This window comes from Hyphomicrobiales bacterium (assembly GCA_016710435.1).
In the GTDB taxonomy this organism is placed as follows: Bacteria; Pseudomonadota; Alphaproteobacteria; order Rhizobiales; family Aestuariivirgaceae; genus Aestuariivirga.
In genome coordinates, this window is the sequence record JADJVV010000001.1 from 1,527,135 (window position 1) to 1,549,803 (window position 22,669).

Here is a 22,669-nt window from a genome sequence, read left to right on the forward strand (position 1 = left end):
CATTTTTGTTTCAGGAGCCTGATATGGCCGACTATTTCACCCACTTCTCGTGCCTGCTCGATGTCGGCGCACCCGAGAAAGCCGCTCTTGCGCTCGACCTCTACAACGCTCTTTCCGCAGAAGGTGCATCAGAAGACCCACCTTCCGAAGGGTTCCTGCTGTCGATCCAGCCGGAGCACGGCGGCACGAATCTGTGGATGCGCGACGATGGCGCTGGCGATCCCGAGCGCGTCATCCAGTTCGTCAAACGCTGCGCCACTGCATTTCATTTGAGCGGCCTATGGGGATTTCAATACGCCAACACCTGCTCGAAACCGCGGCTCGATGGTTTTGGCGGCGGCGCGCATGTGCTCGACCTCGCCACCGGCGAGACCGTTGGCTGGATCTATACCGATGGCTGGCTGGCTTCGGTTCTCGACGGAGGTGACGGCGATGCCTGAGATCATCGAAACCACCGTCTATCGGCTTGAGGAATTATCGGGCGACGCCAAGGACAAGGCGCGCGCCTGGTATCGTGACGGCGCCTTCGACCACGACTGGCACGACGCCGTCTATGTCGATTTTGAAAGCATCTGCGCCATCCTCGGCGTGACGTTGCGAACCAATGCCGTCCGGCTCATGGGCGGGGGATCACGTTCGGAGCCATGTATCTATTTTCGTGGATTCTGGAGTCAGGGCGATGGCGCCTGCTTCGAGGGCCAATACGCTCACGGGCGTCACGCCGCCGCGAAGATCAGGCAATACGCGCCGATGGACACGGATCTGCACGAGATCGCGGATGCCTTGCAGGCCATTCAGCGACGAAATTTCTACCAGCTTCGCGCCGATATTCGCCACCGTAGGCGCTATACCCACGAATATTGCATGGAAATAGCGGTCGAGCGCGACAGCCCCACCATGCAGGACATGACGCGTGATGCTGACAACATTGTCGCTGAAGCCCTGCGCGAACTGGCCCGATGGCTCTACCGGCAGCTCGAACGCGACTAATTTAAACATCAAATCCCCCAAGTAAGTCGCTGATTTCGCTGTCGTAATCGTGATATTTCGCATATAAATCATGGCGTTGACGGCTGCGAGGGGCGCGTTTCATGGATCACCTGGAGGGTGCGGGCTTGGCGCGGGGAGATCGGGTTGATTTCGACCGCCGTGTGCGTCTGGAGTTCCGTGGTGCGCAGATCAGTTCAGACGGTGGCCTGCTGGTGATGCGCGAGCTTGATGACGTGCTCGGCCTGTCCAATCTGGCGTCGGAGGCGCTGCGAGACAGCCGCACCGGGAAGAACACGCTCCATCGGCTTGACGGATTGTTCCGGCAATCGGTGTTCGGACGACTGGCCGGATACGAGGATGTGAACGATGCCGACCGCTTGGCCCTCGATCCCGTGATGCGTCAGGTCGTTGGCGGCAGGGCCGTCGAGGCGCAAGCTGCTTCGGCATCGCAGATGGGACGGTTCGAGACCGAGACGCTGGCTCTGGCCGCGAACCGGGCGGCGCTGGCCGATCTGAACGGCCAATGGATCGACCGGTTTCATGACCGCAACGGGTTGAAATACATCGTGCTGGACATGGACAGCTCGGTCAGCCCCACCCACGGCGATCAGGAAGGTGCTGCCTGGAACGGGCATTTCGACTGCACCTGCTATCACCCCATCTTCTTGTTCAACCAGTTTGGCATGCTGGAGCGCTGCGCCCTGCGTAACGGCAATGTCCACAGCGCCGATGGCTGGCGGGATGTCCTTGATCCCGTCATTGCCCGATATGCTGGCCGCGACCTTGGTGGACGCTTCTTCCGGGCCGACGCTGCCTACGCGATCCCCGCGATCTATATGCGGCTGGAAGAAGCCAGGTTCTTCTACGCCATCCGTCTGCCCGCCAACGCCGTCTTGCGCGAGAAGATCGCGCATCGGCTGACACGGCCCGTGGGACGGCCTTCGCTGACCAAGGTCAAACGGTTCTTCGAGGACTTCGAGTATCAGGCGGCGTCCTGGGACAAGCCGCGCCGCGTCATCGCCAAGATCGAATGGCATCCGGGCGAGCTGTTCCCCAAAGTCGGCTTCATCGTCACCAACCTGCCGATGGAGCCAGGCTGGGTGGTGAGGTTCTACAACCAGCGCGGCACCGCAGAGCAGCACATCAAGGAAGGCAAATATGCCTTTCGCTGGACGCGGCTGTCATGCCGGAAGTTCCGGCACAACGAGGTGCGGCTGCAACTGCACGCGCTGGCCTACAACCTGGCAACCTTCCTGCGCTGCATCGAACTGCCCGAGGCCATGGCGGACTGGTCGTTGACCAGCCTGCAACTCAAGCTGATCAAGATCGGCGCCCGCGTCGTCCGCCACGCCCGCGCCATTACCTTCCAGTTGGCCGAGGTCGCCGTCACCGGCCCGATGGTGCGGGCCGTCCTTGCCGCCATCCGCCGTCTTCGAACGCCTCCGTCATGCGCATGACCACGATCCATGCCCAAGCTGAACGAAAGCGGCAGGACAGGTCCGTCTGCCGCGCGGAAAAGCGGCTCTGCCGGGCCAGAATGCTGCGGGTTCGAGGCTTGATCCACCCGACTTCGGCCGTTTGCGCGACGACAGACACCGCTCGGGGCGAAAAACGCTTGCCCAGCGAGCAAAATCAGGCGATCTTGAAGTCAAGCGGCAGGCCACTTGGGGAATGTCGGCTCAGACATCGCCTTCTCCCGGCCGTTCGGAAAAATAGAGACGCCGCTTGTCAGGCGCCCCATCCATCGCCGCAGCATCGGTCGGGGGCGGCTTTGCAACCGAAATGTTTGGCCACAGAGCGGCATAGCGCTCATTGAGGCCGATCCAGTCGCTGGCGGCGGGATCGCTGTCGGGCACGATGGCTTCGGCCGGACATTCCGGCTCGCAGACACCGCAGTCGATACATTCGTCGGGATGAATAACGAGCATGTTCTCACCCTCGTAGAAGCAGTCGACGGGGCAGACGTTCACGCAATCCATGTATTTGCAGCGGATGCAGTTTTCGGTGACGACATAAGTCATGCGCGAGTCCTGGGGCGTGTCGCTTCACATATTGGAATTTATGTGCAAAGCTGTGTAAAATACAAAACTTACGTTGTAAAAAACAACAAGGAAACCGGGGAGTGATTGAAAAGACCTGGGGAACCGATCGCGTCATGGCGCATATCGCCTCGCTCGACCTGTGGCGCGGAACGCCGCGGGTCGAACCCCTGATCGGCGGCCTGACCAATCTCAACTTCACGGTCCGTGACGATGCCGGTGTCTATGTGACGCGCGTTGCGTTCGACAATCCGGTGCATGACATCTATCAGAGCCATGTTGCGACGGCGATGGCCGCCGCCGCCGCTGCCGGCATTTCGCCGCGCCTGCATTACATGAACGGTGCTATCACCGTCATGGATTTCGCGCCGGGAGGAGCGCTCCGCGCCGGCCTGTTTTCCGATCCCGCATTGCTGACCGCAAGCGTTCACCTTCTCAAGCGGCTGCATGCGCTGGGAAGCAATCTCCCCGGACCGTTGCGGTACAGCTATCCGTTTCAAAAGGTCAGCCGGTATTGTGCTTTCCTGAAAAGCGCCGGGAGCAGGATCGCCGCCGAGATTCCGGAATATGAGGGACTCTGCCAGGCGATCGAAGTTCAGGTACCCCCTTTCATTCCGACCATCGCGCACACCGACGTGCTGCCACAGAATTTTGTGCGCGATTCTGATGGATCGCTCAAACTCATCGACTGGGACTATTCGGGGATCGGCCATCCGATGGCTGACCTCGCCAGCATGGCGGTTAACGGCGACATCCCGCGCGCGCAATGGGACGACATTCTCTTCGCCTATTCAGGGCAGGCTCCGGATGCCGCCGAGAAAAAACTGTTCTCGCTTTTCTGCGTGATCGTCTCGCTCATGGAATATCTGTGGGCTCCGGTTCAGGAAATCGTCTCCGATCTGCCGCAGGACACCGTCGCCGCGTCGATGGCCTCGACCTATGGCGCTTATGCCCCGTCATATGAAGGTTACAGCGAACTCAACGGCGGCCGGTTCAGAACTGTACTCGCCGAACACGTCGACATTTTCGGGGCGATCGAAATACGGGCTTGAAGCGTCCCAGCTGATCTGCGCCGGCTGGATGCGCTTTTTCAAACGCGCTGAGAAGGAGGAACCAACATGAAGTTATGGAAGGGTACACATCGAACAACCCTAGCGGCGGCCGCGGCCCTTGGCCTGTTTGCTGCCGCCGGTGGTCCCGCCGCCGCCTGGACATTGGAGGAGGCCGCCGCCCCCTACAAGGACCAGACTATACACCTCGCCTGCGAAGCCTACGCGCCCTGCATCGCGTTTCAGAAATTCATCCCCGAATTCGAGCAGCGCACCGGCATCAAGGTAACAGTGGAGGCCGGCGATCTGGGACAGCTTCAGCAGCTGACCATGACCGATGCACTGACCGGGACTCAGGTCTACGATCTGGTGCAGACAACCAATCTCGTTATCGGCGCCTGGGGCGAGCACGGCTTCGCCACGCCCATTCAGCCTCTCCTTGATAATCCGGCCCTGCGCGATCCTGGCTACAAGCTGGAAGATATGGCGCCCGGCGTGATCGCCAGCACCGGCACCTACAAGGGTGAGTTGCTCGGCTTGCCCTATATGCTGAATTCCCCCTTCGGCATCTATCGCAAGGATATCGCCGCTGACCCGGCAGAGCAGGCCGCTTTCAAGGCGAAGTACGGCTACGATACGCCGTTCAACGGCGACAAGTGGATCACCGTCGACAGCTGGCAGAAGTGGCTGGATGTTGCCGAGTTCTACAATCGCAAGAAGGGCGAGAAGGCTGGCGGCCAGGTGCTTGAAAACAATTTGTGGGGCACGGCCACTGCGTTCAAGCGGCATGTTACCGTGTTCTATGACTATGAGCGCATCCTGCTGGGCATGGGCGGCGTCATGATCGACGACAAGGGTGTTCCCCAGTTCGACAAGCCGGAAGCCAAGAAGGCGCTCGACTATTTCCTCGGCTGGCGAAAATTCGCACCGCCGTCCTATAGGGAATATACTTGGGACGAGGAATATTCGGATTTCTGCACCGGCAAGCTCTTCTCGACGCCGGGCTGGGCCGACTCGACGGCAATGGAAGAAAAGCCGGAGGAGTGCCCGGCCGTCGCCGGCAAGATCGGCTATTTTCTTCACCCCGGTCCGCACACCGTTTCGGATGGATCATCATGGGTGATCCCCGCCAAGTCAAAGAACAAGGAAGCAGCCTTCCTGCTGGCCCAGTTCCTCGGTTCGTTCGACGTGCAGAAACGCTGCCATCCGCTGGGATGCCTCAGCTTTCGCAAGGACGTTCTTTCCGACCCCTCGCTTGACAATGACGGTGCCACAATGGCGTTCCGGAAATTGCTGGCCGACCCGAACCTTGTCTATCCCCGTCCGACCTTGCCGCAATGGGTTGAACTGCAACCCATCGTTCTCGATCAGCTGAGTGCCGCCGGTGCCGATCAGCAGGATGCGGATACGACGCTGAAAAACCTGCAGGACGGCTTCAACGAAGTTCTGCAGCAACAGTGACCGCCGGTCCGTGGGAGCCGGCGTGAGCTGGCTTTCACGGACCCGCTTATCTTCCACAGGCAGGCGCCATGCAGAACCGCTTCTTCAGCCTATCCAATGACAGTTTCCGGGGCAGCCTGTGGGCCTTCCTCTATGGCCTCATGGTCGTGGTAATCTCGCCTGCAGCCCTCCAGTTCGGCATCTCGCGCTATGCCGTGGCGGCGGCGGGACTGGTGGTTCTGCCGGGGCTAGCTTCACTCGTTCTCTGGCTTGCCAGGCGCCTCGGTACTGAGCCCCGATGATACCGCATCTCATCATTGTCTTTGCCGTGTTTCCGTTGCAGCTCGCGCTGGGCTGGTGGAACAACAGGCGCCATCTATTCGACAGCGGGGAAGTCGGATTCTGGGGAATGGTCATCTTCCTCGTCGCTGAAATGATCTATCTCGGAGCCATGCAATGAAGAGTGTCAGCTTGCAGAACCTCAGCAAGCGGTTTGCCGGCTATACTGTTGTGCAGGGCATTGACCTTGAGGTCGCCGAAGGCGAATTCATTGTGCTCGTCGGCCCATCTGGATGCGGCAAGACGACCACGCTCCGCATGATCGCCGGCCTCGAGATGCCGAGCGGCGGCACCATCATGATCGGCGATCGCGACGTGACCGATCTCGATCCTCCCGACCGGAAGATCGCCATGGTTTTTCAGTCCTACGCCCTCTATCCGCACATGACGATCGCCGAGAATCTGGGCTTCGCGCTCAAGCTGGCGGGCGTTTCCAGGGACGAGATCAAGCATCGGGTATCTTCCGTGGCCGCCACCCTCGATATCGAGCGCTATCTCGGCGCCAAGCCGCGTACCCTGTCGGGCGGCCAGCGCCAGCGCGTGGCATTGGGGCGCGCCATCATCCGCGAGCCGGACGTATTCCTGTTCGATGAACCCTTGTCCAACCTTGATGCCAAGCTGCGCACCGTGATGCGCAATGAAATCATCAGGCTCCACAAATCGCTCAAGGCTACGATGATCTATGTGACCCATGATCAGGTGGAGGCGATGACGATGGGAGACCGGATCGTGGTCATGCATGGCGGCATCGCCCAGCAGATCGGCACCCCGCTCGAGGTTTACGATACGCCAGCCAATCTGTTCGTCGCAACGTTCATCGGTTCGCCCAGCATGAATATCATCAAGGGCGTGGTCACCGACGGCATGTTCCGGGTGAATGACATCGCGATCGCATGTCCGGTTGTGGCTTCGGGAACGGTGCATCTCGGCATAAGGCCGGAGCATCTGCGCATCGTGCCGCCGGAATCCGAGGGCGCGATTGCGGGCACGGTGGGAGTCGTGGAGCATCTTGGGGCTGAAACCATCATCGAGCTTCAGACCTCCGGGCCGCTTGTAACCGCTCGCATTCCGCGCACCGATGGACTGCACGACGGCGACCAGCTCTCCGTCGCGGCCCCTCTCAAACACCATCACATCTTCGATGGCGACGGCAACCGGCTGCAATAGTTTGTCTCTCGACGGCGGGATGGTCGGAGCAGATCTATCTCTGGCGCCTGTATTTGAATTCGGCCGCTTCGCCTATCGTGCCGATGATAGCAATTGCCGGATTGCTCACCGCGAAGTTCGCACTCTCGTCTGTGTGCAATGAAACGCCCGCTTTGAACGGCGCAGAGAGGCGCCGTCACTGGTGCGAGGCTGGGGGCGTAACGCCGTAGTCCTCCCAGCGGCGACGCTCGGCTGATTTGGAGTATTCCCGCTTGGCGTGGAAATCCCCTGTGACGATGGCTTTCGCATGCAGCCGGGCGTTCTTCGATTCGCGGGTATGAAGGCTGAACATGCGTGCGTCGCGCCACGCACGCTCAAACGGCATGTCGCGAAAGGCGGAACGTGCGCCACAGACTTCGAACGCCTTGTTGGTGACCATCAGGGCGGCCTGCTTGGCGCTGCTGTTGACGCGCAATGCTGCCAGCTCGGCTGCGGCGTAGTCTTTCTGTTCCCACAGCCAGCAGGCATACCACAGTGATGTGCGTGCCGCCTGCAGGGCCGAATCCATCTCGTAGACCATCATGCAGACGGTATCATCTTCCAGCAGGTCCGGTTTCGATTGAAGATATTTGACGACGTTGTTGAATGCTCCCTGCGCCGTTCCGAGATAGTTCGCCGTATAGGCGTTCAGACGGCCCTCGCGATCCAGACGCCGTCCACCTTCGCTTTCTGCCGCATCGTCGCTCACGCACGTGTCTCCCGGCCCATGTTAGCCCTTCACCGCGCCGAAGGTCAGTCCCCGTACCAAATGCTTTTGCCCCAGGAATGTAAATATGATGACGGGGATGCTTTGCACCACGCAGGCCGCAGCAACCTCGCCCCAGAGAGTGCTTGTCTGGACGACAAGCGTCGGGATCATGACCGTCATCGTCCGCCACTGCCCGGCGGACAGGATGAGCGAAAACAGCAGTTCGTTCCACGAAAACAGGAGAACGAAGATCGCGACCGTCACGACTCCGGGCCATGCCATCCGCAGGCTGATACGGAAAAATACGCCAAAATGGCTGCAGCCATCAAGATAGGCTGCCTCCTCCACTTCGCGCGGGACGTCCTCGAAGAAGGATTTCATCATCCAGACCACGAGAACCAGGTTGAAGCTCGCATGTGCAAGCACCACCGCGACACCGAGATCGAGCATGCCGAGCTTGTAGAAGATCAGATACATGGGAAGCGCGAAAGCCACCGGCGGGCCTAGCCTGGTCGACAGGATGAAGAACAGCAGGTGATTGGAGCCCGGAATCTTGTGCCGCGCCAGCGCATAGGCGGCCAGCGTTCCGATGGTGACGGCAAGGAGCGTGCTCGACAGCCCGATCACCACCGAGTTCAGTAGATAGCGCCCGAATCCCTTGTTGATGAAAACCGACCTGTAGCTGTCGAACGCCGGATCGAAGAACAGGCTGGGGGGTGTTACGAAGATCTGGTCCTTCGGCTTGAAGCTGGTCAGCAGGATCCACAGATAGGGAAGCAGTGCCACCGCGAGGAGGAGGAGAAGCGGAACGACCCAGGACGCGGTGCGCAGCCAGTGCCTGACCGTGCGCCGGCGGCGGAGCTGAACTGTAACCTGGCTCATCAGACTTCCTTCTGCGTCGAGATGAATTTGTGGAAGGCCGCGGCGGCAATGAGCGAGAGAAGGCCCAGCACCATGCAGATGGCGGATCCATAGCCGAGCCGCCATGATCCGAAGATCGCCTTGTTGGCGAAGAACGTGATGGTCGAGGTAGCATCGGCGCCCGGCCCGCCGCCAGTCAGAACATAGATGGAATCGAACAGCTTGGAGGCGTCGACGGTGCGGAACAGGACGGCCACGATGATCAGCGGCTTGAGCATGGGAATCTGCACATGCCACAGAATCTGAGCCGGCCTGGCACCGTCGATCCACGCAGCCTCGATCGGCTCTGACGGCAGGCTGGACAATCCGGCGATCATGATCAGCATCATGAAGGGCGTCCATTCCCAGATGTCGATCAGCATGATCGCGGCCCAGGCCGTGATCGGATCGGAGAAGACAGGAACATCCACAAACAGGCCCATGCCCTGCAGGAGATAGGTTCCCGCGCCAAAGCTGGGGGCGAGAATGAAACGCCAGATCATCGCAACCACGACGGGGGCGATCATGGTGGGGATCATCACCAATGTCATGGCAAGCCGCCGCCCGGTAAACATGCGGTCGAAACACAGGGCAGCTCCCAGCCCGAGCACCAGTTCGACAGGGACGACGATGATCACAAACAGCACCGTCCGGCCAAGGGCGCTCCAGAATTGCGGGTCCTTCCGGAGCAGTTCCTGATAGTTGGCAAGGCCGATGATGCGCGGCCGGTTGGCGAAGCCCGTAAGGTTCCAGTTGGTGAGGCTGTCGCCCAGCGCCACGATGGTTGGAAGCACCGACGTCAGAAACAGAAACAGGAGAACCGGCACAAGGCAAACCGCAATGAAGACCTGTTGCGAGCGCCAGGTCATCCATTTGGATCGGCGTGCGTCCCCCGTCATCGTCTCATGCCTCGGAATGAATGCGCTCGCAGACGAGCGCGGGGGCCACGCCCGTATGGGCTTCGATTTCAAGATCGGCCGCAGGCGCAGCGGAATCCATGAAGGCGAGGAGGAAGCTGCCGTCCGCGACCGGCGAATAGGTCGAGCTGGTGACGGTCCCCACGCGCTTCCCCCGGCACAGCACGCTTTCATGGCCCCTGGGACGGATGGCGCTGCCGCGCACGAAGAGCTGTTTCAGCCGGCTCGTGCCACCCGCTGCCGCAACAATCTCCTGCGGTTTCGTTTTTGCGCTCATCTCGCGGCCGATGGCCGGAATGCCGTTTTCGATGCGCAGCATATCGAGCGCCAGCGCCCCCGCAAGGCGAAGCCCATGCGAGGCTCCGGATTGTTCAAGGGTCTCGAAGATATGGGCGGCATATTCCGTGCTGACGTGAATTTCAAATCCGCTGCCGAAGGATGTCGTGCCGATGATCCGGACCGGCGCGCCGGCCAGATATCCCGGCGCGATGTGCCCATCCGGTGCGGCGAGCTCACCCTCGAAATCGGATGCCAGGATTTTCCGGGCATTCGGGCCCGCGAGGATGAACACCGCGCCCGCGGCCGTAACGTCGAGCAGTTGAACACCGGGGAATTTCGCCAGACCGTGTTGAAGGTGCGTATGAAGATAGGCGGCGCGTGCCGCCGGAGCGGCCAGAAGAAAATTGAACTCGCCGTATTTCTGGATCGTCACCGGGCAATCGATACCGCCTGCCGTGTTGAGAAGGAAGGCCGGGGTATACTGATCGGAAGGCATGCCGTTGAAGCCCGCGCAGATGCTGCGCAGGGCGGCTTCGGCCTCCGGGCCGGCAACCGACATCTTGGCGCGTGCACTGTCATCGGCAAGGACCGCTGTATTTTTGGCGGCGGCATATTCGGCGGCGGCAATGTCGGCTGGTGATGCGCTGTCCGTCAGGCGGAAATAATCGGCTATTTCCCAGCCGATGACGGGAGAGAAATGCGCGCCCGCCGCGGCAAGGCGGGAATGGACAGGGCCGCGCCGCAGCATCCGCGCCACGCGTGCCTCGTCGCCGGGCCGCGCCAGCGCATAGTGGCGGCGCTGGCCGTCGATCGCCAGCGCCTTCACCATGCGGTCCGACCCGTGGTGGGGACCGAAGCGGCGGATGTCGGCGGCGCTGAGATCATAGGGCGGCTGGCCATCGGTCACCCAGTCGGCCATGGCTTTGCCAGCACCGCCGCCCGAGGCGATGCCGAAGCCGTTGAACCCGCAGGCCACATAGAAGTCCTTGAGCTGCGGCGCCTCGCCCATGATCGGCATGCCATCCTCGGTGAAGGATTCCAGGCCGTGAATGAAGCGCTTGATGCCGACCTCCGCCATGGCAGGGATGCGCCGGACGGCATCTTCCACTGTTACCGCAAAACCGTCGAGATCGGGCTCGAAGAGGTGGAAGACATTGCTCTCCGGAATGGGCGACACCTCATAGGCTTTCGGATTCTGATCGTAATTGCCATAGGCATAGCCGCCGACTTCCTCCTTGAAGTAGACGTAGTTGTCGGGATCGCGGAGATCCGGCGTATCGCGCGGCAGGCCGGGGATGACATCGGTAATCGCATACTGATTGTAGTTGGGCTGCAGCGGGACATTGACACCGGCAAGCCGCCCCAGCTCGCGAGCCCAAACGCCGGCGCACAGCACGATCTTGTCGCAGGTGATGGTGCCGCGCGATGTTTCGATCGCCGTCACCCTGCCATCGTTGCGGACGAAACCGGTGACCTTGGTATCCTCGAAGATCCTGGCGCCCTTCATCCGGGCCCCCTTGGCGAGCGACATCGTCACATCGCTCGGATTGATCATGCCATCGGTTGGAATATGGGCGGCGGCAAGCACGCCCTCAAGCGAGATGACCGGAATCCGCGCCTTTACCTCGTCGAGCGGGATCATCTTGATTTCGAGGCCAAAGGAACGGCCGATGATGACCGAGCGCTCGAGCTCGTCCTTGCGCTCCGGCGTGCAGGCCAGCCGGATCGAGCCGCACTGCCGCCAGCCAGTGGGCTGTCCGGTCTCGGCTTCCAGCGTGCCGTAGAGTCGCGTGGAATAGCCGATCATCTCCGTGATGCCCGCGCTGCTGCGCAGCTGGCCGATGGAGCCGGCCGCATGCCAGCTGGTGCCGGATGTGAGCTGGGCCTTTTCGAGGAGCACGACATCCTGCCATCCCCGGCGGACGAGGTGATAGGCCGTCGAACAGCCCAGGATTCCTCCGCCAATGACAACGATTTGGCTGTGCTTCGGCAATTCCTTCGACATGGCAGCTCCACCGGTCTCATTTCTGCATGCGCCTGACCGGGATCGGTCGCATGCTTGTGGAATTAACAACATGATTGTGGAAATAACAATATCATGTTGGTGTTTTTTGATTCAGAGCGGGGGCGGCGAGGGGGGGGGGGGGGAGGGAGGGAGGCCGACCAAGCCGCAAGCGCGAGATGGCGCCCCCCATCGATGCGACGAAAAGCTGGCCCTAGAGCGTGCCAGTGCCTCATGGAGCAGGCGGTGCCACCGAATTTCCCCGGTAGATATCTTCTCGGCCCACTCGCCAATGCATCGGCATGGTCAGGCATTCCGCGATGAGGAAAAAACAATTCACCCCACATTCTCCAAGTAAGTCGCTGATTTCGCTGTCGTAATCGTGATATTTCGCATATAAATCATGGCGTTGACGGCTGCGAGGGGCGCGTTTCATGGATCACCTGGAGGGTGCGGGCTTGGCGCGGGGAGATCGGGTTGATTTCGACCGCCGTGTGCGTCTGGAGTTCCGTGGTGCGCAGATCAGTTCAGACGGTGGCCTGCTGGTGATGCGCGAGCTTGATGACGTGCTCGGCCTGTCCAATCTGGCGTCGGAGGCGCTGCGAGACAGCCGCACCGGGAAGAACACGCTCCATCGGCTTGACGGATTGTTCCGGCAATCGGTGTTCGGACGACTGGCCGGATACGAGGATGTGAACGATGCCGACCGCTTGGCCCTCGATCCCGTGATGCGTCAGGTCGTTGGCGGCAGGGCCGTCGAGGCGCAAGCTGCTTCGGCATCGCAGATGGGACGGTTCGAGACCGAGACGCTGGCTCTGGCCGCGAACCGGGCGGCGCTGGCCGATCTGAACGGCCAATGGATCGACCGGTTTCATGACCGCAACGGGTTGAAATACATCGTGCTGGACATGGACAGCTCGGTCAGCCCCACCCACGGCGATCAGGAAGGTGCTGCCTGGAACGGGCATTTCGACTGCACCTGCTATCACCCCATCTTCTTGTTCAACCAGTTTGGCATGCTGGAGCGCTGCGCCCTGCGTAACGGCAATGTCCACAGCGCCGATGGCTGGCGGGATGTCCTTGATCCCGTCATTGCCCGATATGCTGGCCGCGACCTTGGTGGACGCTTCTTCCGGGCCGACGCTGCCTACGCGATCCCCGCGATCTATATGCGGCTGGAAGAAGCCAGGTTCTTCTACGCCATCCGTCTGCCCGCCAACGCCGTCTTGCGCGAGAAGATCGCGCATCGGCTGACACGGCCCGTGGGACGGCCTTCGCTGACCAAGGTCAAACGGTTCTTCGAGGACTTCGAGTATCAGGCGGCGTCCTGGGACAAGCCGCGCCGCGTCATCGCCAAGATCGAATGGCATCCGGGCGAGCTGTTCCCCAAAGTCGGCTTCATCGTCACCAACCTGCCGATGGAGCCAGACTGGGTGGTGAGGTTCTACAACCAGCGCGGCACCGCAGAGCAGCACATCAAGGAAGGCAAATATGCCTTTCGCTGGACGCGGCTGTCATGCCGGAAGTTCCGGCACAACGAGGTGCGGCTGCAACTGCACGCGCTGGCCTACAACCTGGCAACCTTCCTGCGCTGCATCGAACTGCCCGAGGCCATGGCGGACTGGTCGTTGACCAGCCTGCAACTCAAGCTGATCAAGATCGGCGCCCGCGTCGTCCGCCACGCCCGCGCCATTACCTTCCAGTTGGCCGAGGTCGCCGTCACCGGCCCGATGGTGCGGGCCGTCCTTGCCGCCATCCGCCGTCTTCGAACGCCTCCGTCATGCGCATGACCACGATCCATGCCCAAGCTGAACGAAAGCGGCAGGACAGGTCCGTCTGCCGCGCGGAAAAGCGGCTCTGCCGGGCCAGAATGCTGCGGGTTCGAGGCTTGATCCACCCGACTTCGGCCGTTTGCGCGACGACAGACACCGCTCGGGGCGAAAAACGCTTGCCCAGCGAGCAAAATCAGGCGATCTTGAAGTCAAGCGGCAGGCCACTTGGGGAATGTCGGGTCAAATAGGAAGGATGTGCAGAGGGAACCGATCAATGGCCGCTCCGGACTGGACTGAACTCACCCGTTTTGCACGCCTGCTCGCGGACGACGCGGCACGCGCCATTCTCCCCTACTTCCGGCGGAATGCGGAAGTTGACGTAAAGGATGGGCCGGTTTGGGACCCGGTGACGGAAGGCGACCGCGCCGGCGAGCGCGCCATCCGGAAACTCATTGAAGAACACTATCCGGACCATGGCATCCACGGCGAGGAATACGGCATCAAGGACAGCCGTTCACCCTTCACCTGGGTGCTGGACCCGGTGGACGGCACCCGCTCCTTCGTCTGCGGCATGCCCACCTGGGCCACCCTCATCGGGCTGAGCTACGAGGGCCGCCCGGTGGTCGGCGTCATGAACCAGCCGGTGGTGGGCGACATGTTCCTCGGCAACCCGGCCGGGGCCTGGCATGACCATCGCGGCAATCTCCAGCCGATTCGCGCCCGCTCCGGCATCCCGCTGGCCCGCGCCACGGTCGGCACCACGGCGCCGGAACTCTATCGCAGTGCGGAGAATCAGCAGCGCTTCCAGAAGCTCCGCGCCGCGGCCCAACTCACCCGCTATGGCGGCGACGCCTATTTCTTCTGCCTGATGGCGGCGGGCCATATCGACATCGCCATGGATTGCGGCCTCCAGCCCTATGATATCACGCCGCTGTTGCCCATCGTCACCGGGGCGGGCGGCTTCGCGGCCGAATGGACGGGCGGCGACCTCGCCAAGGGCGGCAATGTCGTCACCGCCGGTTCGCGCCCCCTTCTCGACGAGGCGCTGGCCATCATGCAGGGGTGATTGCCGCCGCCTCGTGCATATTCAGCCAAAGCAGAAACTGCCCTAGCGTTAAGAACACGCATCGGCTTTAACACTGGCGCGCGTTCTTTCCGGCCAGATGGTTTCATCCCGCCGGAACGCGCGCTAGGCATTCTGTAGCCGGCCGCAACAAGGAGCCCCTGATGAATGCGCTATCAAATCTCCGATGAATGCGTCGATGAGGCCATAGCCGCGAAAGCCTACACCTTCACAGACGCTGGCCGCCGTTTCGGCTGAACGAAAGCGCCCGCCTCAAGGTTGGGCGCTTTTTTCATGCCAGGCCCTTGAGAGGAAGAGGTCCGCCGGGACGGGATTGAGTCCGGGCGGTCGAGAGAGAGCGCCGCGCGGGCTCGTCCCGTCACGCTCTTTCGAGGTTTCACCCATGAACATTCTGTCTTCCGTTACCGCCGCATCGGCCGCGCCGCTTCCGCTCGCCCCGTCGGCAGCCATTCTCGCCGCCGCCAATGTGCTGCTCACCCATCTCGAACGTGGCAATCAGATCGACGCCGCTATCCTGCGCCGCGCCATGGAAACCGCGTTCGGCGCGTCCGACGCCGCCGGCGCCTGGGACTGGAAAGCAGCCTACGAGGCGTGCGAGGTCGCGACCGTCCTGTTCCTGCACAAATACGGAAAAGCACTTTTCCGCAAAGCCGCCTCTCCCGCTACACGTCTTTCCGTGCTGGCGAAGATCGCGGCTCTGTTGCCGACGCACACGCGCCGATCCGAGGAAAGCGAGGCATTCCAGCAATTTTCGACGCCGCTGCCATTGGGGCTTGCGGCACTGACAGCGGCGGCGATCACGCCGGCTGACCGTGTGCTGGAGCCGTCGGCAGGCACCGGCCTGCTCGCCATCCTCGCGGCAACGGCAAGCGGCGCGCTGATCCTCAATGAACTGGCCGAGACCCGTGTCGAATTGCTGGCATCGCTCTTTCCGGCAACCCCCGTCACCCGTTTCGACGCCGCGCAGATCGACGATTATCTGGACGCCACCGCCGTGCCCTCCGTGGCGTTAATGAACCCGCCCTTCTCGGCACTGGCGCATGTTGCGGGGCGCTCGGCTGACGCAGGCTTTCGCCACATCGCTTCAGCGCTGAACCGGCTCGCGCCCGGCGGGCGTCTCGTCGCCATCACCGGCGCGAACGTCGGCCCTGATATGCCCGACTGGCGCGAGGCCTTCGTCCGCTTGCAGGCGTCCGGCCGCGTCGTGTTCAGCGCCGCGATTGCCGGCGCGGTCTATGCCAAACACGGCACGACCTTTCCAACGCGGCTGACGGTCATCGACAAGCTGCCCGCCGACGATCCGACACTGTTCCCGGCCTCGCCGGGCATGGCGCCCGACGCCACTACGCTGCTCGACTGGATCGGCACGCATGTGCCGCCCCGGTTGCCGGTCACGCTGCCCGCAATATCCGTGCCGATCTCGGCGCCACTGAAGACCGTGAGCGGCTATCTCACGCGCACGACAACCACTCGCCCCGATGCCCCTGCCAGCATCGATCCCGAAGGCATCCCGCTGGCCTATGACATCGTGGACTGGTCGCCGCCTGAGGGCGCACGCCTGACCGAGGCGATCTATGAGGAATACGGATTGCAGTCGATCCGTATTCCCGGCTCTCAGGCCCATCCGACCAAGCTGGTGCAATCGGCGGCGATGGCGAGCGTCTCGCCGCCCAAGCCCAGCTATCGGCCAATGCTGCCAGCGAACATCACCGCGCTTCTTTCCGACGCCCAGTTGGAGACCGTCATCTACGCCGGCGAAGCGCATGGCGATCTTCTCGCCGGATCGTGGACGGTCGACGAGACTTTTGACAACGTGAGCGCAGCGCCTACCGACGCGGCGAACGCCGTCCGCTTCCGGCGCGGCTTCATGCTCGGCGATGGCACCGGCGCGGGAAAGGGCCGCCAGTCAGCCGGGATCATCCTCGACAACTGGATGCAGGGCCGCCGCAAGGCGATCTGGATCAGTAAATCCGACAAGCTGATCGAGGATGCGCAGCGGGACTGGTCGGCGCTCGGCATGGAGCGCCTGCTGGTGACGCCACTGTCGCGCTTCGCCCAGGGCAAGCCGATCACACTGTCGGAAGGCGTCCTATTTGCAACCTACGCCACGCTGCGCTCCGACGAGCGTGGAGAGAAGGTTTCGCGGGTCCGGCAAATCGTTGATTGGTTAGGCTCCGATTTCAACGGGGTGATCATTTTCGACGAAAGCCATGCCATGCAGAATGCCGGTGGCGGCAAGAGCGACCGCGGTGACGTTGCTCCCTCGCAACAGGGGCGCGCCGGTCTGCGCCTGCAACATGCGCTACCCGACGCCCGCATTGTCTATGTCTCGGCGACCGGCGCAACGAGCGTCCACAATCTCGCCTATGCCCAGCGGCTAGGCTTGTGGGGCGGCGAGGATTTCCCCTTCGCCACCCGCGCCGAGTTCGTCGAAGCGATCGAGGATGGCGGCGTCGCGGCGATGGAGGTGCTGGCGCGCGATCTGCGCTCCCTCGGCCTCTATACTTCGCGCTCGCTCTCCTATGACGGCGTGGAATACGAGCTGGTCGAGCACGCGTTAACCGATGAACAGCGCCGCATCTACGACGCCTATGCCGGGGCGTTCTCGATCATTCACAACCATCTCGACGCGGCGATGGAAGCCGCCAACATTACCGGCAGCGACGGGACGCTGAACCGTCAGGCCAAGTCCGCCGCGCGTTCAGCCTTCGAGTCGACCAAGCAGCGCTTCTTCGGCCATCTGCTCACCAGCATGAAGACGCCGACGCTGATCCGCTCGATCGACCGTGATCTGGCGGACGGCCACGCCGCCGTGGTGCAGATCGTTTCCACCGGCGAAGCGCTGATGGAACGGCGGCTCGCCGACATCCCCACCGAAGAGTGGAACGACATCCGCGTCGACATCACGCCGCGCGAATACGTGCTTGACTACCTCGCCCATTCCTTCCCGGTGCAGCTCTATGAGCCCTTCACCGACAGCGAGGGCAACCTGTCGTCGCGGCCGGTCTTCCGCGATGGTCAGCCGGTCGAAAGCCGCGACGCTGTCGCCCGCCGTGATGAGCTGATCGAACGGCTCGCGTCCTTGCCGCCGGTCCCCGGCGCGCTCGACCAGATCGTGCAGCGCTTCGGCACGGATATGGTGGCCGAGGTCACGGGCCGATCGCGTCGTATCGTGCGCAAACTCGGCGCGGGAGGCAGCGGCGACCGCCTAGCTGTCGAGAACCGCGCACCCTCCGCAAACCTCGCCGAGACCGCCGCCTTCATGGATGACGCAAAGCGCATCCTCGTCTTCTCCGACGCCGGTGGCACCGGCCGCAGCTATCATGCGGACCTGTCGGTGAAGAACCAGCGCCTGCGTATCCACTACCTGCTCGAACCGGGCTGGAAAGCCGATGCCGCCATTCAAGGCCTTGGCCGGACCAACCGCACCAATCAGGCGCAGCCGCCGCTATTCCGACCGATCGCCACCGATGTGAAGGCCGAGAAACGCTTCCTCTCGACCATCGCCCGGCGGCTCGACACGCTCGGCGCCATCACGCGAGGGCAACGCCAGACCGGCGGGCAAGGACTATTCCGGCCCGAGGACAACCTCGAAAGCCCCTATGCTCGCGCCGCCTTGCGGCAGCTCTATCTGCTGATCGTGCGTGGCAAGATCGACGGCTGCTCGCTCACCCGCTTCGAGAGCGCTACCGGCCTCAAGCTGATGGACACGAACGGCATCAAGGACGAGTTGCCGCCGATCACAACCTTCCTCAACCGCTTGCTGGCGCTGACCATCGAACTTCAGGGCATCCTGTTCACCGCCTTCGAGCAGTTGCTCGACGCCAAGGTGCAGGGCGCCATCGCCAGCGGCGTCTATGACGTCGGGCTGGAAACGCTGACGGCGGAGAGCCTCAAAGTCACCGAGCGCAAGACGATCTACACACATTCGGCGACCGGCGCAGAGACGCGGCTGCTGACCGTCGCCGAGCAGCGCCGCAACCGACCGATGATGCTCGACGATGCGCTGGCCTGGCTCGCCGATGGTCAGGGCAAGCTGCTGGTGAACGCCAAATCGGGCCGCGCCGCCGTGCAGGTTGCAGCACCCTCGCTGATGCTCGACGATGGCGAGATCGAACGCCGAGTACGGTTGATCCGGCCGATGGAGCACCATCACGCCTCGTTCCAGATGATGGCGGACAGCCATTGGGAGGACGCCGACCGCCAGACCTTCGCACTGGCCTGGAGCAGTGAACTGGATGACGTGCCGGCCTTTACGGAAAGCACGCTGCACATCGTCGCTGGCTTGCTCCTGCCGGTCTGGAAGCGCCTGCCGAACGAGTCGACGCGGGTCTATCGGCTCCAGACCGATGACGGCGAGCGCATCATCGGGCGGCGTGTGTCGCCGGCATGGGCGGCGAATGCAGCATCGACCACCGGCACGGCGAAGCTGTCTGCCGAAGACGCCTATGCCGCGCTGATCGACGGGCGGACCATTCTCGATCTCACCGAGGGTCTCCAGCTTCGCCGCGTCCGCGTCATGGGCGCCAACCGCATCGAACTCTCCGGTTTCACCGAAGCAATGCGCGAGCGGCTGCGCGCCTATGGCCTCTTTACCGAGATCATCTCGTGGAAATTGCGCTTCTTCGTCCCCATCGACGCCGCCGGTCCCACCGTCCTCGGCAAGCTGCTCGACACCTATGCGTTGACGCGCATCTCGGATCGGGAGGCGGCATGATGGCGCGTCTCGACGCTTCCGATCTGGCGCAGCGTCTCGGCCGACAGGCCGAGGCGGTGTGCCGTCATTATCTCGACGCCGGCCGTCGCCAGGGCAATTACTGGCAGGTCGGCGACGTGCGCAACACGCCCGGCCGCTCGATGTTCGTGCGGCTGAGGGATACGCCCAAAGGCCAGGCCGGCAAGTTCACCGACGCCGCGACGGGTGAGCATGGCGATCTGCTCGACGTAATCCGCGAATCTCTCGGCCTCGTCGACTTCAAAGATGTGGCCGAAGAAGCTCGGCGCTTTCTCAGCTTGCCGCATCCCGAACCTGAGCCGCCGCCAAAGAAGCACGCCAGCACACCGGCGCAACTCGGCTCTTCAGAAGCGGCGCGGCGGCTGTTCGCCATGTCGCAGCCGATCGGTGGCACGATCGCGGAAACGTATTTGCGCAGACGCGGCATCATGTCTTTGCACGGAACCGGAAATCTCCGCTTTCATCCCCGCTGCTATTATCGGCCTGATGAGCACAGCCCGACCGAGAAATGGCCGGCGTTGATTGCCGCCGTCACCGATCTGAATAGCAAGATCACCGGCGCACACCGCACCTGGCTCGCGCCAGACGGCTCCGACAAGGCGCCGATCGACATACAGCGCAAGGCGATGGGCGACCTGCTCGGGCACGCGGTCCGCTTCGGCACCCCTGGCGACGTGATGGCGGCAGGCGAAGGCATCGAAAGCGTCCTGTCGGTGCGTGAGATCATTCCGGGCATGGCGACGGCAGCCGCATTGTCGGCGCCACATCTCGCCGCCATCCTGTTCCCAGACGCGCTGCGGCGGCTCTACATCGTCCGCGACAACGATCCGGCCGGTGACGGCGCGCGGGACAGCCTGATCGAACGGGCGAATGCGGCCGGGATCGAGGCGATAGCGCTCTCGCCGACGTTCGGGGACTTCAACGAGGATCTCCGGCAGCTCGGCATCGACGCGCTCCGGGCGATTGTCCGGGTCCAGCTCGCTCCGCAGGACGTCGCCCGCTTCATGGCTCGGGCGACATAGCCGACAACGGGAAAGGCGGTGAGCACCGCTCATCATCATGCCCAGATGCGTTCATCCGTCGAAAAAGGACCGCACCACGGCCTTCGAGAGGGCGATCGGCCCACGAACGACCCGTCCCGGCAATGGCTGCGTCCGGCTATTTTCCGGCGCGTCCCTCTGGGCCGCTTTCCATCGCGAAGCAAAATAGCCGGTCTTCGCCATCCTCCGCTGCGCTTCGGCCCTGCGCCTTGCTCCGGGTGCAGGGCCACGCCGCCCGTGGGCTTTCATCGCCAGAAGGCCGCGATGGTCGCGGTCCAAACGACGGAGCATCCCATGAGCGGGCATGACGACTTTGAGCCTCACCACGATTCTTCCCCGACCGATCACGTTTTGCAGGAGCTTCAGCTCTACGGCTATCGTCCCTTCGAGGACGAACCCGATCCCCGGCCACTCCCCGAGGGCGACCGCGTCGCCGGCGCCATCGCCGACATCTTTGACGCCCTGGTCTCGACGATGGAGGACACGCGCCTCGAACCCGACCTCGACGATCTCCTCTGGTCGACCGTCAACCTCTTTCATCGCGCCACTGAGCGGATCGAACGCGAACTAGACGACAATGAGCAGGGGCAGCGCCGCCTTCAGCGCGAACAGGATGGCAGCGAGGTCAAATCCGTCGAACTGGAGCGCCTCCTCGCCGAAGGCCAGACCCTGATCGAACGCCGCGACGCCTTCGAGCTGATGCGCGACCAGGCCGTCGATCACTTCGAGCGCCAGACCGGATCGAGCTGGAAACCGCGCAGCGGCTCGAAGGTCAACCACCGCAATATGACCGCCGCGATGATCGACAGCCGCGACTTCATCGCCGCCAAGCGCCGCGCTGAGACCGAAATCATGCTGCCGGCAGGACCAAAGATCGCCTTCTCCGGCGGCGACAGCACCGACCACAAGCTCATCTGGGCCAAGCTCGATCAGATCCACGCCAAGCACCGCGACATGGTGCTGATGCACGGCGGTTCGCCCAAAGGCGCCGAGAAGATCGCAGCGCGTTGGGCCGATACCCGCAAGGTGCCGCAGATCGCCTTCAAGCCGGATTGGACAAAACACGCCAAGGCCGCGCCCTTCAAACGCAACGACCAGATGCTGGCCGTCATGCCGATCGGCGTCATCATCTTCCCCGGCACCGGCATTCAGGACAATCTCGGCGACAAGGCCCGCAAGATGGGCATCCCGGTCTATCGGTTCGATAAAGGCGGCGCGTAAGCGCCGCCGAACTGCCCTCTTGAAAAATGATGGCATTTTCCGTATTATGCCATCATCGCTATCAGATTTGATGGAGGCGCTATCATGCCCGCAGTGACGATCCGAAACCTGCCTGACGCGACGCACCGCGCCCTCAAGGTGCGGGCGGCCCAGCACGGCCGCAGCGCCGAGGCCGAAATGCGCGACATCCTCGAAACGGCTGTCCGTCCCGACACGCGCCTCCGGCTCGGCAGCGCGCTCGCGGAACGCAGCCGCAAGCTCGGCCTGACCAATGAGGACGTTGCAGCCCTCGAACAGGCTCGCGACCAGGCCCCGGCCAAGCCGATGAGCTTCGAATGATCCTCCTCGACACCAATGTCGTGTCGGAGGCGATGAAACCCGTCCCCGACGATGCCGTGCGAGGGTGGCTCGACGAGCAAGCGGCGGAAACGCTCTACCTATCGAGTGTCACCATCGCCGAGTTGATGTTCGGCATTGGCGCGCTTCCCAAGGGCAAGCGCAAGGACAAGCTCGCCAGCGCTCTGGACGGCGTGATGGAGTTGTTCGCTGATCGCGTCCTGCCGTTCGACATCGATGCCGCGCGACACTACGCCGACCTCGCCGTCAAAGCCCGCGCCGCAGGCAAGGGTTTTCCGACACCCGACGGCTACATCGCGGCGATCGCGGCCTCCAAGGGGTTCGTCGTCGCCACGCGCGACACCAGCGCATTCGATGCTGCGGGCGTCGAAGTGATCGATCCCTGGAAAGCCGGGCGCTGACGAACTGCCTCGGGTTGGATCGGATAGGCTGACGGAAATGACCGTCGTGACAATCGAGCATGTCGGCTCCTGACCGGACGACCACCCCCACTTCAAGACGCTGATCCTTGGTCCAGCCCAGGGCCTGACGCCATCAACCCGTAAAGGGTCGGACTACGCATGCGCGTGCCGCCGCTGCGGCTTCGCCTTCACGGTGATTGCGGCCCTCGG

20 protein-coding genes and 1 pseudogene are annotated in these 22,669 nt (G+C 62.7%); 15 read left to right on the top strand and 6 right to left on the bottom strand.

Annotation, left to right across the window (positions count from 1 at the left end; all coding sequences use genetic code 11):
- Nucleotides 1–23: 23 nt before the first annotated feature.
- From IPM06_07410 to IPM06_07420, 3 genes and pseudogenes are all read left to right on the top strand, one after another.
- Complete coding sequence (locus IPM06_07410; GenBank protein ID MBK8770243.1) at nt 24–440, top strand: hypothetical protein; 417 nt, start codon at nt 24–26, stop codon at nt 438–440.
- Nucleotides 433–987: pseudogene (locus IPM06_07415) on the top strand (antitoxin of toxin-antitoxin stability system). Before IPM06_07410 ends, IPM06_07415 begins: the two are co-directional and overlap by 8 nt.
- A 104-nt stretch (nt 988–1,091) precedes the next feature.
- Nucleotides 1,092–2,447, top strand: coding sequence for an IS1380-like element ISPme1 family transposase (locus IPM06_07420; GenBank protein MBK8770244.1), 1,356 nt, complete (start codon nt 1,092–1,094; stop codon nt 2,445–2,447).
- Nucleotides 2,448–2,669: 222 nt separating this feature from the next.
- Here the strand turns inward: IPM06_07420 and IPM06_07425 are convergent, their stop codons facing one another.
- A complete protein-coding gene (locus IPM06_07425) occupies nt 2,670–3,011 on the bottom strand; it encodes a ferredoxin family protein (GenBank protein MBK8770245.1) in 342 nt (113 codons plus the stop codon).
- 101 nt (nt 3,012–3,112) lie between these two features.
- Here IPM06_07425 and IPM06_07430 point away from each other — a divergent pair, with 101 nt between their 5' ends.
- The 5 genes from IPM06_07430 to IPM06_07450 all read left to right on the top strand — a co-directional run bounded on the left by IPM06_07430 (nt 3,113) and on the right by IPM06_07450 (nt 7,024).
- A complete protein-coding gene (locus IPM06_07430) occupies nt 3,113–4,081 on the top strand; it encodes a phosphotransferase (protein ID MBK8770246.1) in 969 nt (322 codons plus the stop codon).
- A 66-nt stretch (nt 4,082–4,147) separates the two neighbouring features.
- Nucleotides 4,148–5,539, top strand: coding sequence for an extracellular solute-binding protein (locus IPM06_07435; protein ID MBK8770247.1), 1,392 nt, complete (start codon nt 4,148–4,150; stop codon nt 5,537–5,539).
- Between the two features lie 68 nt (nt 5,540–5,607).
- Complete coding sequence (locus IPM06_07440) at nt 5,608–5,820, top strand: hypothetical protein (GenBank protein ID MBK8770248.1); 213 nt, start codon at nt 5,608–5,610, stop codon at nt 5,818–5,820.
- Complete coding sequence (locus IPM06_07445; GenBank protein MBK8770249.1) at nt 5,817–5,978, top strand: hypothetical protein; 162 nt, start codon at nt 5,817–5,819, stop codon at nt 5,976–5,978. The genes IPM06_07440 and IPM06_07445 overlap by 4 nt, the downstream gene beginning before the upstream one ends.
- Nucleotides 5,975–7,024, top strand: coding sequence for an ABC transporter ATP-binding protein (locus tag IPM06_07450; protein ID MBK8770250.1), 1,050 nt, complete (start codon nt 5,975–5,977; stop codon nt 7,022–7,024). The genes IPM06_07445 and IPM06_07450 overlap by 4 nt, the downstream gene beginning before the upstream one ends.
- A gap of 175 nt (nt 7,025–7,199) precedes the next feature.
- Here IPM06_07450 and IPM06_07455 read toward each other — a convergent pair whose 3' ends face one another.
- The 5 genes from IPM06_07455 to IPM06_07475 form a co-directional block, all read right to left on the bottom strand.
- Nucleotides 7,200–7,751, bottom strand: coding sequence for a hypothetical protein (locus tag IPM06_07455; GenBank protein MBK8770251.1), 552 nt, complete (start codon nt 7,749–7,751; stop codon nt 7,200–7,202).
- Between the two features lie 21 nt (nt 7,752–7,772).
- Nucleotides 7,773–8,633, bottom strand: a complete 861-nt coding sequence (locus tag IPM06_07460; GenBank protein MBK8770252.1) for a carbohydrate ABC transporter permease — start codon at nt 8,631–8,633, stop codon at nt 7,773–7,775.
- Entirely contained in the window at nt 8,633–9,550 is a 918-nt protein-coding gene (locus tag IPM06_07465; protein MBK8770253.1) for a sugar ABC transporter permease, read from the bottom strand. The genes IPM06_07460 and IPM06_07465 overlap by 1 nt, the downstream gene beginning before the upstream one ends.
- Nucleotides 9,551–9,554: 4 nt before the next feature.
- Nucleotides 9,555–11,852 (bottom strand): FAD-dependent oxidoreductase, encoded by a 2,298-nt coding sequence (locus IPM06_07470; protein MBK8770254.1) that lies wholly within the window; start codon nt 11,850–11,852, stop codon nt 9,555–9,557.
- 229 nt (nt 11,853–12,081) lie between these two features.
- Nucleotides 12,082–12,285: a hypothetical protein gene (locus IPM06_07475; protein ID MBK8770255.1), complete on the bottom strand. Its 204-nt coding sequence runs from the start codon at nt 12,283–12,285 to the stop codon at nt 12,082–12,084.
- Between IPM06_07475 and IPM06_07480 the strand changes: the two genes are divergently transcribed.
- The 7 genes from IPM06_07480 to IPM06_07510 all read left to right on the top strand — a co-directional run bounded on the left by IPM06_07480 (nt 12,284) and on the right by IPM06_07510 (nt 22,459).
- On the top strand, nt 12,284–13,639 hold the full coding sequence (locus tag IPM06_07480) for an IS1380-like element ISPme1 family transposase (protein ID MBK8770256.1): 1,356 nt from the start codon (nt 12,284–12,286) through the stop codon (nt 13,637–13,639). The two genes, IPM06_07475 and IPM06_07480, sit on opposite strands and share 2 nt — an antisense overlap.
- Before the next feature lie 256 nt (nt 13,640–13,895).
- Nucleotides 13,896–14,687 carry an inositol monophosphatase family protein gene (locus IPM06_07485; GenBank protein MBK8770257.1) on the top strand — a complete coding sequence of 264 codons (792 nt, stop codon included), beginning with the start codon at nt 13,896–13,898 and terminating at the stop codon, nt 14,685–14,687.
- Between the two features lie 400 nt (nt 14,688–15,087).
- Nucleotides 15,088–19,422 carry a strawberry notch family protein gene (locus IPM06_07490; protein MBK8770258.1) on the top strand — a complete coding sequence of 1,445 codons (4,335 nt, stop codon included), beginning with the start codon at nt 15,088–15,090 and terminating at the stop codon, nt 19,420–19,422.
- Nucleotides 19,422–20,462: a toprim domain-containing protein gene (locus tag IPM06_07495; protein MBK8770259.1), complete on the top strand. Its 1,041-nt coding sequence runs from the start codon at nt 19,422–19,424 to the stop codon at nt 20,460–20,462. The genes IPM06_07490 and IPM06_07495 overlap by 1 nt, the downstream gene beginning before the upstream one ends.
- Before the next feature lie 312 nt (nt 20,463–20,774).
- Nucleotides 20,775–21,701: a DUF2493 domain-containing protein gene (locus tag IPM06_07500; GenBank protein ID MBK8770260.1), complete on the top strand. Its 927-nt coding sequence runs from the start codon at nt 20,775–20,777 to the stop codon at nt 21,699–21,701.
- Between the two features lie 84 nt (nt 21,702–21,785).
- A complete protein-coding gene (locus IPM06_07505) occupies nt 21,786–22,040 on the top strand; it encodes a plasmid stabilization protein (GenBank protein ID MBK8770261.1) in 255 nt (84 codons plus the stop codon).
- On the top strand, nt 22,037–22,459 hold the full coding sequence (locus IPM06_07510; GenBank protein ID MBK8770262.1) for a type II toxin-antitoxin system VapC family toxin: 423 nt from the start codon (nt 22,037–22,039) through the stop codon (nt 22,457–22,459). Before IPM06_07505 ends, IPM06_07510 begins: the two co-directional genes overlap by 4 nt.
- Nucleotides 22,460–22,669: the final 210 nt, after the last annotated feature.

Bases quoted from the DNA above. Each gene is read 5' to 3' on its own strand.
- IPM06_07410 (MBK8770243.1), top strand. From the start codon at position 24: ATGGCCGACTATTTCACCCACTTCTCGTGCCTGCTCGATGTCGGCGCA.
- IPM06_07420 (MBK8770244.1), top strand. From the start codon at position 1,092: ATGGATCACCTGGAGGGTGCGGGCTTGGCGCGGGGAGATCGGGTTGAT.
- IPM06_07425 (MBK8770245.1), bottom strand. From the start codon at position 3,011: ATGACTTATGTCGTCACCGAAAACTGCATCCGCTGCAAATACATGGAT.
- IPM06_07435 (MBK8770247.1), top strand. From the start codon at position 4,148: ATGAAGTTATGGAAGGGTACACATCGAACAACCCTAGCGGCGGCCGCG.
- IPM06_07440 (MBK8770248.1), top strand. From the start codon at position 5,608: ATGCAGAACCGCTTCTTCAGCCTATCCAATGACAGTTTCCGGGGCAGC.
- IPM06_07445 (MBK8770249.1), top strand. From the start codon at position 5,817: ATGATACCGCATCTCATCATTGTCTTTGCCGTGTTTCCGTTGCAGCTC.
- IPM06_07450 (MBK8770250.1), top strand. From the start codon at position 5,975: ATGAAGAGTGTCAGCTTGCAGAACCTCAGCAAGCGGTTTGCCGGCTAT.
- IPM06_07460 (MBK8770252.1), bottom strand. From the start codon at position 8,633: ATGAGCCAGGTTACAGTTCAGCTCCGCCGCCGGCGCACGGTCAGGCAC.
- IPM06_07465 (MBK8770253.1), bottom strand. From the start codon at position 9,550: ATGACGGGGGACGCACGCCGATCCAAATGGATGACCTGGCGCTCGCAA.
- IPM06_07470 (MBK8770254.1), bottom strand. From the start codon at position 11,852: ATGTCGAAGGAATTGCCGAAGCACAGCCAAATCGTTGTCATTGGCGGA.
- IPM06_07480 (MBK8770256.1), top strand. From the start codon at position 12,284: ATGGATCACCTGGAGGGTGCGGGCTTGGCGCGGGGAGATCGGGTTGAT.
- IPM06_07475 (MBK8770255.1), bottom strand. From the start codon at position 12,285: ATGAAACGCGCCCCTCGCAGCCGTCAACGCCATGATTTATATGCGAAA.
- IPM06_07485 (MBK8770257.1), top strand. From the start codon at position 13,896: ATGGCCGCTCCGGACTGGACTGAACTCACCCGTTTTGCACGCCTGCTC.
- IPM06_07490 (MBK8770258.1), top strand. From the start codon at position 15,088: ATGAACATTCTGTCTTCCGTTACCGCCGCATCGGCCGCGCCGCTTCCG.
- IPM06_07495 (MBK8770259.1), top strand. From the start codon at position 19,422: ATGGCGCGTCTCGACGCTTCCGATCTGGCGCAGCGTCTCGGCCGACAG.
- IPM06_07500 (MBK8770260.1), top strand. From the start codon at position 20,775: ATGAGCGGGCATGACGACTTTGAGCCTCACCACGATTCTTCCCCGACC.
- IPM06_07505 (MBK8770261.1), top strand. From the start codon at position 21,786: ATGCCCGCAGTGACGATCCGAAACCTGCCTGACGCGACGCACCGCGCC.
- IPM06_07510 (MBK8770262.1), top strand. From the start codon at position 22,037: ATGATCCTCCTCGACACCAATGTCGTGTCGGAGGCGATGAAACCCGTC.